The organism is Treponema sp. UBA7567, from assembly GCF_002476655.1.
GTDB lineage: Bacteria > Spirochaetota > Spirochaetia > Treponematales > Treponemataceae > Treponema_D.
Genome location: NZ_DLLH01000081.1, coordinates 13,374 through 28,860, shown reverse-complemented (window position 1 = coordinate 28,860; position 15,487 = coordinate 13,374). Strand labels below are relative to the sequence as shown.

12 protein-coding genes and 1 pseudogene are annotated in these 15,487 nt (G+C 40.9%); 11 read left to right on the top strand and 2 right to left on the bottom strand.

What is annotated here, in order from left to right:
• Together B3Y13_RS09870 and B3Y13_RS09865 are read left to right on the top strand one after the other, a co-directional pair.
• On the top strand, positions 1-628 hold a 628-nt coding region (locus tag B3Y13_RS09870; RefSeq protein WP_296694279.1), incomplete at its 5' end, for a citrate/2-methylcitrate synthase.
• Between the two features lie 108 nt (positions 629-736).
• On the top strand, positions 737-1,558 hold the full coding sequence (locus tag B3Y13_RS09865; RefSeq protein ID WP_296694276.1) for a pseudouridine synthase: 822 nt from the start codon (positions 737-739) through the stop codon (positions 1,556-1,558).
• A 181-nt stretch (positions 1,559-1,739) separates the two neighbouring features.
• Here B3Y13_RS09865 and thrH read toward each other — a convergent pair whose 3' ends face one another.
• Complete coding sequence (gene thrH, locus B3Y13_RS09860; RefSeq protein ID WP_296694273.1) at positions 1,740-2,345, bottom strand: bifunctional phosphoserine phosphatase/homoserine phosphotransferase ThrH; 606 nt, start codon at positions 2,343-2,345, stop codon at positions 1,740-1,742.
• 311 nt (positions 2,346-2,656) lie between these two features.
• Here thrH and B3Y13_RS09855 point away from each other — a divergent pair, with 311 nt between their 5' ends.
• The 3 genes and pseudogenes from B3Y13_RS09855 (at position 2,657) to B3Y13_RS09845 (ending at position 7,440) form a co-directional block, all read left to right on the top strand.
• Positions 2,657-5,647 carry a two-component regulator propeller domain-containing protein gene (locus tag B3Y13_RS09855; protein WP_296694270.1) on the top strand — a complete coding sequence of 997 codons (2,991 nt, stop codon included), beginning with the start codon at positions 2,657-2,659 and terminating at the stop codon, positions 5,645-5,647.
• A gap of 18 nt (positions 5,648-5,665) precedes the next feature.
• Positions 5,666-6,229: pseudogene (locus B3Y13_RS09850) on the top strand (HD-GYP domain-containing protein); the annotation flags it as partial.
• 8 nt (positions 6,230-6,237) lie between these two features.
• Entirely contained in the window at positions 6,238-7,440 is a 1,203-nt protein-coding gene (locus B3Y13_RS09845; protein ID WP_296667104.1) for a BMP family ABC transporter substrate-binding protein, read from the top strand.
• A gap of 13 nt (positions 7,441-7,453) precedes the next feature.
• Here the strand turns inward: B3Y13_RS09845 and B3Y13_RS09840 are convergent, their stop codons facing one another.
• Positions 7,454-8,158 (bottom strand): hypothetical protein, encoded by a 705-nt coding sequence (locus B3Y13_RS09840; protein ID WP_296020523.1) that lies wholly within the window; start codon positions 8,156-8,158, stop codon positions 7,454-7,456.
• A gap of 201 nt (positions 8,159-8,359) precedes the next feature.
• Between B3Y13_RS09840 and argJ the strand changes: the two genes are divergently transcribed.
• The 6 genes from argJ to B3Y13_RS09810 all read left to right on the top strand — a co-directional run bounded on the left by argJ (position 8,360) and on the right by B3Y13_RS09810 (position 15,480).
• Positions 8,360-9,634, top strand: a complete 1,275-nt coding sequence (gene argJ, locus B3Y13_RS09835) for a bifunctional glutamate N-acetyltransferase/amino-acid acetyltransferase ArgJ (RefSeq protein WP_296694269.1) — start codon at positions 8,360-8,362, stop codon at positions 9,632-9,634.
• Between the two features lie 359 nt (positions 9,635-9,993).
• Positions 9,994-10,884 carry an acetylglutamate kinase gene (gene argB, locus B3Y13_RS09830; RefSeq protein ID WP_296020515.1) on the top strand — a complete coding sequence of 297 codons (891 nt, stop codon included), beginning with the start codon at positions 9,994-9,996 and terminating at the stop codon, positions 10,882-10,884.
• A 212-nt stretch (positions 10,885-11,096) separates the two neighbouring features.
• A complete protein-coding gene (locus B3Y13_RS09825) occupies positions 11,097-12,266 on the top strand; it encodes an aspartate aminotransferase family protein (RefSeq protein ID WP_296694266.1) in 1,170 nt (389 codons plus the stop codon).
• 213 nt (positions 12,267-12,479) lie between these two features.
• Entirely contained in the window at positions 12,480-12,926 is a 447-nt protein-coding gene (dut, locus tag B3Y13_RS09820; protein ID WP_296668149.1) for a dUTP diphosphatase, read from the top strand.
• Positions 12,927-12,934: 8 nt separating this feature from the next.
• The gene (locus B3Y13_RS09815) at positions 12,935-14,389 is read left to right on the top strand and encodes an LptF/LptG family permease (protein ID WP_296668147.1); all 1,455 of its coding nucleotides are present in this window, start codon (positions 12,935-12,937) and stop codon (positions 14,387-14,389) included.
• Between the two features lie 20 nt (positions 14,390-14,409).
• Positions 14,410-15,480 (top strand): LptF/LptG family permease, encoded by a 1,071-nt coding sequence (locus tag B3Y13_RS09810; RefSeq protein WP_296668145.1) that lies wholly within the window; start codon positions 14,410-14,412, stop codon positions 15,478-15,480.
• The last annotated feature ends 7 nt before the right edge of the window (positions 15,481-15,487 follow it).

The following is a 15,487-nucleotide window of genomic DNA, read 5'->3' as shown; positions in this document are numbered from 1 at the left end:
TGGCGGCAACAACTCTTCTTTGACGGTGCATGTTGTTTCTTCTGCGGACACGGACACTTATTCTGCAATCGGCGCGGCTGTTGGCTCTCTAAAAGGTTACGGACACGGAGGAGCAAATATCCGTGTAATCGAAATGATGGACGACATAAAGTCTCATGTCCGCGACTGGTCGAGCGAAAAAGAAGTAAAGGAATATTTAAGAAAAATTGCAAACAAAGAGGCGTTTGACCATACAGGTTTGATTTATGGTCTTGGACACGCAATTTACACGATTAACGATCCTCGTGCGACAATTTTGCGTGATCATGCGGCAAAACTTGCAAAAGAAAAAGGCCTTGAAGACGAATACAACCTTTACAAGCTGATTGAAAGGCTTGGACCGGAAGTTATTTACGAAAAACACGGCGGCGAAAAGAAAATCTGTGTAAACGTAGACTTCTATTCTGGTTTTATTTATACAATGCTGAATATTCCTCGCGAGCTTTTTACTCCTCTGTTTGCGGTAAGCCGAATCGCCGGCTGGTCTGCCCACAGAATCGAGGAAATTGTCGCCGGAGGACGAATTTACCGTCCTGCTTACAAAAATATTCTTGCTGAAAGAAATTATATTCCAATCGAAAAAAGATAGAAGGGGCGTTGCGGGGTAGTTCCCCGCACGGAGGGTAGCGGAAAACGCCTGCGTTTGGAGCGCAGGGAGGCTGTCCTCCCTCTTAAAATCTAAAAATTAACTAAAAAAATGCCTGCGGAAAGACTCGATAAAATATTGGCGCACCACGGTTTTGGAACTCGAAAGGACGTAAAAAGGCTTTGCCATAAAAGTTTGGTGAGCTTGAACGGGAAAATCGTGACAGATCCTGCTGCAAAAGTTGAAATTGACTCGGATAGCCTCGAAATTGGCGGTGAAAAAATATTTTTACAGCGCGACCTTTATATTATGCTCAACAAATGCAAAAATGTTGTCTGCGCAAACAGGGACGGCGAACATTCGACCGTTTTTGACCTTTTGGATGAAAATTTGCGGCACAAATTTTTGGGCGGCGACTTGCACTGCATGGGACGGCTCGACATTGACACTGAAGGTCTTTTGATTTTGACGACAGACGGAAAACTTACACATTCGCTGCTTTCGCCGAAAACTCACGTTCCAAAAACCTATGCGGTCGGTTTGCGCGATTCTTTGACTTTGGAAGAAAAGCAAAAATACTGCGAAATTTTTAAAAAAGGCTTTTGGATTGACCGGGAACAAAACGAAGACGGCTTTGAATGCGCTCCTTCCGAATTAAAATGGCGGGATGAAGACGGAAAATTTGGAGAGAACGTAGAATCTGAAAGGCTTTCTCTTGCTGCTGAAAAAAATTCCAGCGGAAAAACTGAGTGCCTGCTTACGATTTTTGAAGGAAAGTTTCATCAGGTAAAAAGAATGTTCGCCCAGCTTGGAAATGAGGTTGTCTACCTAAAACGAATAAAAATGGGCGGGCTTTTCCTTGATCCGGCGATTGAGCTTGGCTCTTACCGCGAGCTTACGGAAGCCGAGATTAAAATGCTTTCGGAAAAATAAAAAAGCGGTTAGGAAAAACACCACAAAAAAAGCGCCTAAAAAACTGTCCAGAAACGGAATCGGTTTTTTAAAGCGCCTTTTTTGCATTTTGCTGGCAAAACGAGCAATTTTGCCGCCAAAACGCGCCTTTTTTTTGCAATTTTGCCGCCAAAACGCCAGGTTTTTAAATCTGGCGATTTTTTTATTTTTTGAGCGCGTCTTTTATTGCGGCCAAAAGTTCTGAATATTCTGTAAAAGCCGGAATATTCGGATAATCATTTTTGATTTTGTCTGTCGTGCGGAACAAAAAACCTGCCTTGCTTGCTTCAATCATTCCGAGATCGTTGTAGCTGTCGCCAAAAGCGATTGTTTCAAAACCAATTGACTGCAGCGCTTTTGCCGTCGTTAGCTTTGATTTTTCGCAGCGCATCTTGTGCTTTACGATAAAACCTTCTTTGTCTGTTTCGAGGCTGTTGCAGAAAATAGTCGGCATTCCGAGTTTTTTTAGAATCGGGCCTGCGAATTCTTCAAAAGTATCGCTCAAAACAACAGTCTGGCAGATTGAACGCAGCTCATCCAAAAATTCTTTTGCGCCGGGAAGCGGATCAATTTTTGCAATCGTATTCTGAATGTCCTTTAATGTAAGTTTGTGTTCCTTTAAAATTGCGATTCTCCAGTTCATCAGTTTGTCGTAATCAGGTTCATCGCGAGTTGTTCGTGAAAGTTCAGGAATTCCAGAAACTTTTGAAAACTCAATCCAGATTTCTGGAGCAATTACGCCTTCCATGTCCAGGCATGTAATGTACATTTTTTCCTCCAGCAGAACGCCAAATCCGCCTGCTTTAAATTCTTTATGAAAGTTTAGCATTTTTTTTTCTATGAGAAAATACGAATTTTTAATTTTTCGCAGCTCATCTTCGCGCTGACCGGCTCTTACTGCAAGTCCCCCTCGCTTCGCTCGTCCGGTCTTTCCGTGGCGATCCGGGCTAAGTTTTGTCCAAAAAAAATCAGTTCACGCATTGTTTTCTATAATTGCTTGACTAAAAACTTACAAAAAAATTGCCATAGAAATTGTAATTCATAAATAAAACGTTATAATATTAAAGACAGGAGAAAGTGATGTTGTTAAAAGCCAAAAAAGAATATCTAATTGTTCCATTTACGGTGCTTGCGCTTTTGATTGACCTTCTTGGAAGAGTTTTTGCCGAAAATCTTATGCTTCCGCTTTGGTGCGACTCTGTCGGAACTTTTTTTATTGCGTATTTTGCAGGTCCGATCTGTGGCGCAATAGTCGGTTTTGCAAACAATATAATTTACGGCATTTTTGTTGACCATCAGTCGGTTTACTGCGTTACTGGCGCGTTTATCGGTTTTTTGGCCGGATATTTTGCAAAAAAGAAAGTTTTTGAAAGCCAGTTCTTAACTATGACGATTGGAATGGGGCTTGCTGTAATTTCAACAGTAATTTCTGTAATCGTCAGCATAACAATGTATGGCGGTGATATTGGCAATATTTGGGCATCTCAAGTAATGCGTTTTTTTATGGACGCAGGTTTTCCAAAATATGTTTCCTTTGTAATTGGGCAGTTTTATATTGAATTTTTAGACAAACTGTTTTGTGTCGAAATAATTTATCTTTTAATAAAGTTTGCAAGGTTTTACAGAAAAAAACGTGACGAAAATTCAGAAGAAAAAATCATTCCAAAAAAAATAGCTCCGTTTTTGACTTTTATTTTTGCGCTTTTCTTTGTTTTATTGCCTAAAACAGCTTTTACTCAAAATTTTGCCGATGAATGGGACTCTTATGTTCAGACAGTTTTTTCAAATCCTGAAGGACTTTTGTCTGGCGAAGCAAACGATATTGAACAGACAAATGACGGAAAACTTTGGATTGGAACTTATGCCGGCCTGTTTAAGTATGACGGTTCAAAATTTAAGCTCATGAGCGATATTCATTCTGTAAAAAGTGTAAATTGCCTTTTTGTTGACGAAGAAGGGAGGCTTTGGACTGGAACAAATGACAGCGGAATTACGATTTTTATAAATGAACGCGTAATGAATGTAATTGACGAAGAAAGCGGACTTCTTTCAAATTCTGTAAAGGACATTGTCAGCGATACCGACGGAAATTATTACATCGGAACAACAGAAGGAATTTCTCTCGTGTCTTTGAGCGGCGGAGTAAAAATTACAAAAAACTATGAACAGATAAAAAATGTAACAAAAATGTCTGCTGACAAATTTGGAAATGTCGTTGCTGTTACCGAACGCGGAGAACTTTTTTGCTTTAAAAACGGAGAAATTTGCTGTTCATTTTTAAAAGATGGGAAAAATACCTCTTTTCAGAGTGTAGATTTTTCGGAAGACGGAAGGCTTTTTCTTGCAAGCCCGGACGATTCGATTTTTATTTACAGCTTGACGCCTTCTGGTCCAAACTTAGTCCGCAAATTTAAAATTCCAGGAATAGAAGGCATAAATTCATTCTATTTTGCAGAAAATAAAGGTGTTTTTGTTTGTTCTGACACGGGAATTGCCTTTTTCGATGAAAGTTTTAAGGCCAAAAAACTTTACACGAACAATTTTACGAATTCGATAGACGCAATGCTTATCGATTATCAGGGAAATCTCTGGTTCAGTTCTTCAAGGCTTGGGCTTCTCGAAATGTGCAAATCTACTTTTGTTGAGCTTTTTTCTGAAATCGAAGAAACCGCTGTTGTAAATTCTACAGAAAAATGGCAAGGACTTCTTTTTTGTGGAACTGACGAGGGGCTTATAATTCTTGACGAGGAAAACGAAAAAAAAGTTGAAAATAAAATAAGTTCATTGCTTAATAAAATAAGAATTCGCTGTTTGAAGGTGGATTCTATGAATAACCTGTGGATTGCAACGACAGGAAGCGGCATTTATAAAGTAAGTTTGGATTCTTCTGGCGAATACGAAATAAAGAATTTTTCACAGAAAACTGGACTTCCTGGAAACCGTTTTAGAAATATCTGCGAGCTTAAGGACGGAAGAATTGCCGTTGCCGGAGATTATGGAGTTGCCTTTTTGAGAGAAGATGCTGTTGAAAAAGTTTTTACTGCGCAGGACGGTTTTGCCAACGAAAAATCTCTTTGCCTTCTTGAATACAAAAATGGCTGCTACGTAGGTTCGGACGGAGGCGGAATTTCAAAAATAGAAAATGGCCAGATTGTAAAAAATATTGGAAAAAAAGACGGACTTTCTTCAAACGTAATTTTGCGAATGGTTTACGATTCTTTTTCTGACGGTGTTTTTATTGTTACAAGCAACGGAATTTGCTATACGTCCGAAAAAGGAGAAGTTAAAAAACTTGATAATTTTCCGTATTCAAACAATTACGACATGATTTGCGACTCTGACGGAACATGCTGGATTTTGGGAAGCGCAGGAATTTATGTTGCTCAGTCAAAAGATTTGATTGAAAATTTGAAGACTGAATATCCTGTTATAAATGCAAAGCATGGTTTTCGTTCGCTGCTGATTGCAAATTCATGGCCTTGTCTCGAAAACGACAATCTTTATCTTTGCTGCGACAGCGGAGCCGTAAAGGTTAATATGTCAAAATACGACATGGCTTCAAAATCTTACCGCATGATTTTGGATTTTGCGGAAGTTGACGGAATAAAGCAGAAAATTAGCCGTTCTGACGTTTTTAAACTTTCGCCTCAAACTCAAAAACTTGTGCTTGAGCCGGAAATATTGAATTATTCTCTGAACGATCCTTATGTAAGATATTTTCTTGTTGGAAATGATTTAAAACCGGCAGAGTGTTTGCTCAGCGAACTTGGAAAAATTTCTTATTCAAACTTAAAGCCAAAAACTTACGTGTTTAAAATTTCAATTCTCGACGGATTGAACGGAAATGTAATTGAAAGCGCAAATTACACGATTGAAAAAGAAACAGAAATGTATCAGAAAAACTGGTTCAAACTCTATGTAATTTTGACTGGCTCGCTTGTTCTTGTCTGGCTTACATGGTTCGTTACTAGAGTTCGTTCTCAGAAAACTTTGCTCAAACAAAAATACGAGCTCGAATATGCAAAAAAACAGATTAAGATGGTGAACGAAACTATTCTTTCTATTGCCTAGACTGTAGATGCCAAGGATTCAAATACGAGCGAACATTCTTACAGGGTGTCGGAGTATTCAGTTTTTATTGCAAAAAAACTTGGATATTCAAAGGAAAAATGCGAAACTCTGCGGCAGATGGCGCTTTTGCACGATATTGGAAAAATCGGAATTCCGGATGCTATTTTGAATAAGCCCGAAAAACTTACGGACGAAGAATACAAAATCATGAAATCTCATGTTATTCGTGGCGGAGAAATCTTAAAATACTTTACGGTTGTTGACAATGTAAGCGTTGGCGCTCTTTATCATCACGAAAAATACGATGGAAGCGGCTATTGCCACGGCCTAAAAGGTGAAGAAATTCCTCTTGACGCAAGAATTATCGGTATTGCAGACGCATTTGACGCAATGACGGCAAACCGTATTTACCGCAAACAGCTGGATCTTGATTTTGTAATAAACGAGCTTAAGAGGAACAGCGGAACTCAGTTTGATCCAAAACTTGTGGACATCATGCTTTCTCTGATTGCTGACGGAACAATAGATGTTGAAAGCCTTTACAAAAAATCAAAAAAAATTCCGGCAGAAAACAGTAAATGAGGAAAACTATGAATGTAAAAATGAAAAAAAAATATATTTTGTGCACAATTACTTCTGTTGCAATGTGCCTGCTTTCTTTTGGACTTCATATTTTGACACGTTCCGAAGACAGATGCCTTAAAGTTGGATTCATTTTTGTAGGAGATGAAATAACTCCTTATACAGAAAATTTTATAAAGGCACAAAATCACGTTGTTTCGGTTTTTGGCGACAAAATTGACTGTGTTACTAAGTACAATGTTACGGAAGACCAGATTGAAGGTCCTTTGGAAGAACTTGTAAACGAAAAGTGTGATTACATAATTGCCGCCAGTTACGGTTACGGTCCAGTTGTAAAAGAGATGGCGGCGCTTCATCCAGAAATTGATTTTTGTGTGCCGACTGGCGACAATGCAAATGATGAGCCTGTTCTTTCAAATTATCATAACTGTTATGGAACAATTTATCAGGGGCGCTATATTTGCGGTGTGATTGCCGGAGAAAAACTTAAGGAAATGATTGAATCGAAAGTTATAAGCGCAAAAGAGGCAAAAGTCGGTTACGTTGCGGCTTTTCCGTTTGCAGAAGTTATTTCCGGCTATACGGCTTTTTATCTTGGCGTTCACTCGGTTGTTCCAGAAGCGACAATGCTCGTAAAATATACGGACACTTGGTCAAATTATTCTTTGGAAAAGCAGGTTGCCGCAGAATTGATTGATGAAGGTTGCGTTGTAATATCTCAACATTCTGACACAAAAGGACCTGCCGTTGTCTGTGAAAATTCAAAAAGACCGGTTCCTGTCTATCATGTCGGATACAGCCAAAGTATGACAGATATTGCTCCGACGCGTTCCTTGGTCAGCTGTTCTGTTGATTATTCATACTATTTCGAGCAGTCAATAAATGCTCTTTTGCATGATAAGAAAATTGAAGATTGCATTGACGGCAAGGTTTACGGTCAAGACGCAATGGCAGGAATCGAAAAAGGCTGGGTTCGCATTTTGGACATAAACTATGCAGTTTTGCCGGAAAGTATTGATTCGACCGTAAAATCTGTTAGCAACAAAATCGAAAAAAATGATATTGTAGTTTTTTCTGGAAATTTTACAGGAACTGCTCCGTTTGACAGTTCCAATAAAATTGACTTAAGGACACCTTTTGTCGAAAATGAAAAATCTTCATCTCCGGCTTTTTGTTATGTCCTCGATGATGTAATTAAGATTTTGCCTTAGTTTTTTAGGAATTTTAGCAATCCCACCATTGAGCTGCAGTTTGATCTGCCAGCTGGAGCAAAATGACAAGAGGGTTTTGCAGAAAATTTGAATAGTTAAAACTTTCGTTCGGACTTAAATCGGAAAATCCCATGTGGCGGCTTATTGCTTCGAGAACCGGACGTTTATGAATGTATTCTGGAAGACACTCAAGAAGCATGAGAGCGGATTCGTTTCCGTGACCAAGATTTCGGTTTTCGCTTTTTACTTTAAAATAAGGCTCGTAAACCCAGTTCCCCTGATAGTTTTTTGTTTTTTTGTGTTCGACTGAATAAAATCCAGCTTTGCAAAAATCGTGAGACAGCGCGGCAATAAAAATGTCTGCAGCTGAAAAATTATAAAATTCTGCACGCTTTGTCTGGATAAAATTTGAAAAAATCATTGGCGCAAAAACAAGGCTTTGGTAAATCACCGTAAGAGAATGAGCCGCAAGTCCTCCGGCAACGTTTGCGTGGTATTTTGCGCTTGCAGGACTTGTGAAAAATTCGTGTTTTTCCATCCATTCTGTAAGACAGTCTATTTTTTCTTTTGGAAGCAGGGCTGTTGCCATTTCGAGTATTGTATCTTTGACTTTTTGGCTGTCAAAAGTTCCATCCATTAAAATCGGCTTGTTTTTTGAAAAAATCTGCGCAACATTTTCTACCTGGATTTTTAACTCAATTAAATCGTTTTCATTCATAAAATGATTATAAAATTAAAATTGTGGTCTGAAAAGAAGGTGCTTTAAATACATAAGTGTGTTTTTATTATGTAAACACAAAATGGTTTTTAGAAACGTGAAATTTTAAGGAACGAGCGATAAAGAAAATATTTATATTGAATAAATATGCAGAACTTTGTATGATAATTGCATATTTATTCGTGATAGTGGAGCTTTTTTATGGAGAAATTTGCTTTTATTGACGGCGGAGTTTGCGCTGCCGAAGGATTCACCGCGAGCGGCGTTTTGAACAAAATCAAGGAAAGCCGCACAACTTATGACACCGCGCTTATTTTCAGCGATTCAGTTTGCAATGCGGCTGGAGTTTTCACGCAGAACCGCGTAAAGGCCGAATGTGTAAAATTCACAAAAGCGCAGATTGCGGATGGAAAAGCTCAGGCTGTGATTATGAACTCTGGAAACGCAAATGCCTGTACAGGGAAGCAAGGCTATGAAAACGCGGAAAAAGAAGCGGTGGCGGTCAGCGAAAAACTAAAAATCTCGAAAAGCGATGTTCTTGTCTGCTCGACCGGCGTAATTGGCCAGCAGCTTCCTGTCGAAAAAATTTTGAACGGCTTGGACAAGTCCGTTAGCCTTCTGAGCAAAAACGGAAACGTCGAGGCCCGCCAGGCGATTATGACAACTGACACAAAATTCAAGGAAACCGCGCTTGAAGCAAAAATCGGCGGAAAAACCGTAAAAATCGGAACAATGGCGAAAGGAAGCGGAATGATTCACATCAATTTGGGAACAATGCTTTCTGTAATCACAACCGACTGCGCGATAAGCTCAAAAATGCTCGAAAAAGCGTTGCGCTTGTCTGTCGCGGGAACTTACAACTGCGTCTCAATTGACGGCGACACTTCCACAAACGACACGCTTTTGATTCTCGCGAACGGAAAAGCCGGAAATGCTGAAATCGATTCTGAAAACGAAGACTTCAACGATTTTGTTGCGGCGTTGAACGTTTTGAACACTCAAATGGCAAAAAAAATCGCTGCGGACGGCGAAGGCGCAAGCCGGCTTGTAACCTGCAATGTTGTCGGTGCGGACACAGTTGAAAACGCGCGCGGCCTGGCAAAAGCCGTAATCTGCTCAAATCTCGTAAAAGCCGCTTTTTTCGGCGCGGACGCAAACTGGGGCAGAATTCTCGACGCGATGGGCTATTCCGGATTCAATTTCACGCCAGAAAAAACTTCCGTTTCATTTTTGAGCAGGGAAGGCGCAAAGCGTTATTTTGACGCGGGCGAGCAGAACGGCGGAAAGGAAAATCAAATCAAAGTCTTTGACCACGGAGTTCCGCTCAATTTTGACGAGAACTTGGCAAAAAAAATCCTCACTGAAGAAGCTGTCGAAATTCTCGTGGAGCTTGAAGACGGCAGCGAAAAAGGAACGGCCTGGGGCTGCGACCTGACTTACGACTACGTGAAAATCAACGGAGACTACCGAACGTAAAATCTTGCGCGAATCTGAAAAAACGGAAGACAGCAAAAAAAAGCGGAGAACAGAAAATCAAAACTGAAAGCAGGGCGTTCCGGCTTAGCTGGCTTCGCAAGCTAAGCCGTCGGCAGTTCCAGCCTTCGCTCACGCTCATTCTTCCGCTCCGCTTGGCTTCGCCTGCGCTCCGCTCCAGAACTTCGGGCTTCCATTGCCTAACGCAAAGCGCAGTCAAAGCAAGCGGCAGTCGCGCAGACCGGCGATTTTCACTCGGATTCGCTTTTTCAGTGGAAAATCTTAAAAATGCAAATTAAAAAAAATCATATTCATCCGTTGAATCCGTGCTGAATATCTAACTGGTTTGGGAGTTAATTTTTATGGAAGAAAATTTTGTGAAAAATCCGCGCCTCGACAATTCGTCCTGGAGCGATGTTCTTGTGCAGGCTTTGCCTTATTTCAGGCATTGGGTTGGAAAAACTGTTGTTGTAAAATATGGCGGAAACGCTATGCTCAACGAAAACTTGAAGTCTGCCGTAATGAAGGATTTGGTTTTGCTTAACACAATCGGCGTTAAAGTTGTGCTTGTCCACGGTGGCGGCCCTGAAATCAACCATATGCTTGAGCGAGTCGGAAAAGAGTCAAAATTCATAAACGGTCTGCGCTACACAGATTTTGAGACGATGGAAATTGTCCAAATGGTTCTTACAGGAAAGCTTAACAAGGACATCTGCAAGATTATCGAGCAGGAAGGCGGAAATGCTGTCGGACTTTCCGGCGTTGACTCGGGGCTTTTGCGCGCCAAGAAACTTGAAAAAGACGGCGTTGACTTGGGCTTCGTGGGCGAAGTTGAGGAAGTCCATCCTGAAATCATCGAGTCGCTTTTAAACGAGGGCTTTATTCCGGTTGTTTCAAGCGTTGCGATGGGCTTGCAGGGAGACTCGAACAGCTACAATATCAACGCAGACACTGCGGCGGCAAAAATCGCAATCGCGCTCAATGCGGAAAAATTTGTCCAGCTCACAAATGTCGCCGGCGTTCTGCGCGATGTCAACGAGCCAGGCTCGCTTATTCCGCGAATTCATATTGAAGACGTGCAGAAATTCATCGACGACGGAATTATCAGCGGCGGAATGATTCCAAAAATCGAGTGCTGCATGCTTGCGCGCCGCGGCGGAGTTCCTCGCACTCACATTATCGACGGCCGCGTTCCACATTCGCTTTTGATTGAAATGTTCAGCGACCGTGGAATCGGCACTATGATTTATTGATTTTATCTGAACTTTCACGCCGAAATTTTCAGCATCTGTCATTAAATGTTGAAAAAAATCGGCAGTTTTATTCGGGCGTTCCGGCTTCGCCGTCGGGCTATCCGCGGCTCCGCTGACGCTCCGGTGCTTCGCACTTGCTTGCGCAACCGCTCTTATCCCTAACGCGTGAAAGCTCGCAGGTAGAAAACTTGCATTGAATCTTGGAGGAAAAAATGGGTTCAAAAATTGTTGTGAATAATTACGGCTCGTTCGACGTAAAAATGGCTTACGGGCAAGGCTCAACTTGCTACGACGTTGACGGCAAAAAATATATCGATTTTCTCGCTGGAATCGCGGTGAATTCGCTCGGCCACAATTTCAAGCCGCTCGTTGACGCAATTTCAGCTCAGGCTGCGCGCCAAATCCACGTCTGCAATTATTTTTTAAGCGATGTGGGCGTTGAGTTTGCGGAAAAACTTTTAAAAGCGACCGGCTTCTCAAGCGTCTATTTTGGAAATTCCGGCGCGGAAGGAAACGAGGCTGCGTTCAAGCTCGCCCGCAAATACGGATATTTGAACGGCGGCGAAAAGCGGCGCACAATCTACACGCTTGAATCTTCTTTTCATGGAAGAACGCTCGCAACATTGACTGCGACCGGCCAGGAGAAATTTCATCCAGCTTGCTTTGCTCCTTACGCAGAGCATTTTAAGACGATAAAGCCGAACGACTGGAAAGCAATCAAGACCGCTTTTGACGACACAACCGCGGCTTTGATGATTGAGTGCGTTCAGGGCGAAGGCGGCGTAAACTTGATTGACGCGGACTGGGCAAAAGCCGCAGCAGAAGCCGCAAGAAAAGCCGGCGCAATTGTTATGGCGGACGAAGTCCAGACAGGATTCGGAAGAACCGGCACGATTTTGGCAAGCGACGAGCTTGGCTTTGAGCCGGATGTAGTGAGCTTTGCAAAAGGCGTTGCAGGCGGCGTTCCTATGGGCGGAATCCTGATTCGCGGAAAAGCCGAGGGCGTTTTCAAGGCAGGCGACCATCAGTCAACCTTCGCTGGAAATTCATTGGCTTGCGCGGCAGGTCTTGTTGTCCTGAATGAGCTTCAAAAACCGGGATTTCTTGAAAGCGTAAAACAAAAGGGCGAAAAAATCAGAAACGAGATAAAATCCTGGAAAAATCCGAATGTCGGCGATGTCCGCGGAAAGGGACTGATGATTGGAGCTGATATTATTGAAGAAAAAAGCGCGGTTGAGCTTGAAAAAAAACTTCTCACAAACGGACTTTTGACTTCCACAGCAGGAAAAAACACGCTCAGGCTTGTTCCGCCGCTGAATATTTCGCAGTCAGAAATCGACGAAGGTCTTGAGATTTTAAAGAAAACCCTCGAAACTTTTTAGTTTTTTATAAATTTGGAGCGCAATTTAAGCTCTAACCCGCCGCTCCACGGTTCCGCTTACGCTGCATTCCAAAAAAGAAATGCGGTTTTGACCGCCTCTCTTTTTTGGAACGCTATCGCGCCGTTCCGGCCGGGGCTGGGATTTTTTGACTGGTGGTTTATAATTCTCTGTTTTTTCTGTATAATCTAAATCAGTTTTAAAATTGGAGAAAATATGAACACTTGCAAAATAAAAATTCTTGCCGAAAAAGGCGTAAAACTTCCTTCTTATCAGACATCAGGTTCTGCTGGAGCAGACATCTGCGCTTTTATTCCTGACGGCTCAAAAATTGTAATAAAACCTATGCAGCGGTTTATGGTTCCAACTGGAATTAAAATGGCGATTCCAGAAGGTTTTGAAGTTCAAATCAGGCCTCGTTCAGGACTTGCCGCTAAAAACGGAATTACCTGTCTTAATACTCCAGGAACTATTGACAGCGATTATCGTGGCGAAGTAAAAGTAATTTTAATCAACCTTGGAAGCGAGGATTTTGTAATTTCTGACGGCGACAGAATTGCACAGATGATTGTTGCTCCTGTTACTCAGGGCGTTTTTGAAACCGCTGAGTTTTTGGACGAAACAGAACGCGGAAGCGGTGGCTTTGGTCACACCGGAAAGTAAATTCTTTAATGAAATTCGATAAAATCGAAGCCTTTATAACCCGAACCGTGGATTTTTTTCGGAAAGGCTGGATTCAGTTTAAAAGTAAAATTTCCTCAAAACTCAACGGCTCAAAAGCAAAAAAAAGCGTTCTGCATATTGAATCTCTTGGCTATTATTATTGGCGGATTGCTTCAAAAAGCAGGCTTAGCAGAAAAATCCGCTGGTTTTATAAAAATAAATTCAAGCCTTTTTGGGCGAAATTTAATCTTTTAAATTCGATTTTTCACCGCGCCGCAGTTTTTATGCGTTTTTTGCATTGCTATAAAACGGCAAATTTTCTTGACGAGGCAATGCAGGAAAAATCAGGCATAAACCGTCATGTTTTTTATCGCTATCTTTTAAAAGAGCTTTTTTTGTATTTTTTTGTCGCCTTTCTGTTCTTCTTTTTTATATTTTTTGTAAACCAGATTTTGCTCGTAATTCAAAAAATTCTTGAAAAAAAAGTGCCGCTTTGGGATGTTATGCGACTCATGGCTTACGCTCTTCCTTCAATTATTGCACAGTCTGCGCCTTTTGCAACTCTCGTTGGTTTTTTGATGTGCCTTGGAAGGCTTGTTTCTGAAAATGAAATTCTTATTTTCCGTGCTTCCGGTCAAAGCTACAGAACGATTTTAATGCCGGTAATTATTCTTGGAGCGGTAATTTCGCTTGGCTCATTTTTTGTAAACGACTATCTTTTACCGCTTGGAACAATCAAGTACAACCGGCTGTACCGTTCGATTTTGTCTTCAAATCCGTCTGTTGAGCTTGAACCTAATTCAATAAAAAAAACTGTCGACAAAACTCTTGTAATCGGAAACGTCGTAAATGATCAAGTAAGCGATTTGATTTTTTTTGATACAGGAGCAGACGGACAGCAGCGCATAATTGTTGCGGACGATTCAGTTGTAAAAAAGGCAAAAGATTCCGGAGTTCTTATGACGCTGGAAATGAACAATGCAACGGTTCTTCTTTTTGACAAAGAAAAACGTGGAAATTTTGATGTGCTTTCCTCGCAAAAGATGAATTTAAATGTTTTCGAATCATCAATTTCTGCAACTTCAAACAGGGTAAGTCCTCGCGAAATGACGTCTTACGACTTGCATAAAAAAATAAAGCAAATGGAAGAATCAGAAGAGTTTTCTAAAAAAAAGTTGAATTCCTACAAGCTTGAATACAATAAAAAATTTTCGTTGCCCTTTGGTTCGATTTTTTTTGCTTTTTTGGCGCTTCCGCTCGCGCTTCTTTTTGGCAAACACAACGGCCAGACAATCGGGCTTATAGTCGGAATCGTAATCTGCGTTTTGTACTGGACAATGATGATTTTGGGACAGATTTTTGGCAACCGTGGCGGTTTAAATGGTTTTGTAGTAATGTGGGCGCCAAATCTTGCAATAACGATTGCAGGCGGATTCTTCTATATAAAATTGATTGGCAAATAGAATTAAAACAGGAATTAAAAATGACACTTGTAAAATATATTTTAAAAAAATTTGTGCCTCTTTTTGTCGGTTCGCTTTGTTTTTTTGCCTTTGTTTTAGTTCTCGTAGATCTTTTTATGAATCTTTGGAATTTTATTTCAAATGGTGTTCCGGCAAAGACTGTTTTTCAGATAATGCTTTTGTATTTTCCTAAGTCTCTTTGGTATTCGGCGCCGCTTTCGATTCTTTTTGCAGTTTCTTATACTTTGTCGGATTTTTATGCGAATAATGAACTTGTTGCGGTTTTTGCCTCCGGAGTTCCGCTCATAAAATTTACAGCTCCGCTTTTGGTTTTTGCATTTATCTTAAGTTTTGGACTTTTTTATTTTGAGGATAAAGTTGTTGTTCCAACGTTTGCAAAAAAGGTTGAACTTCAGGAAATTGTCTTAAACCGCGAAAAAAGCCTTAATAATGACAAAATCGTCGTCATGTCCGATCAGGGAAATGTCGTTTATAAGGCGGATTTTTATGACAACTCGGCAATGCGCCTTTATGCGCTTTATATTGTAATCAGAAACGAAGATAAATCTTTAAACTGCGTTGTCCGCGCCGATTCTGCACTTTGGATGGACGATCATTGGAAACTCAACGGTTCTACAAAATACACATTTTCTGACGGAAATTTGGTTTCTTCGGAGGTTGATTCCGCTACTCTTGCGCTGCTAACTGAAATTCCTGAAACTTTTAGAAACAACACGACTTCTGTCGAAACCGTAGATACCCGCGAGTCAAAAGAATACATTGCCCACTTAAAAAGAGTGGGGCTTCCTTATAACGAGCCTTTGAGCGTCTATTACAAAAAATATGCTTTTCCATTCATTCTTTTTATTGTAGTATTTTTGTCGATTGGTTTGAGCGGAAAAACAAGAAAAAATGTAATGCTAATAAGCCTTGCCAGCTGCATTTCTGCGGCGGTAATCTACTACGTTTTTCAGATGGTTACAATGCTTATGGCAAAATTTGGAGTTCTTTCTCCGTTCCTTGGAGCCTGGCTGCCGGTTTTTCTGTTTGTCGTTGTAAGTCTGGTTCTTCTAAAATATGCGAGAACGTAGAAAAATG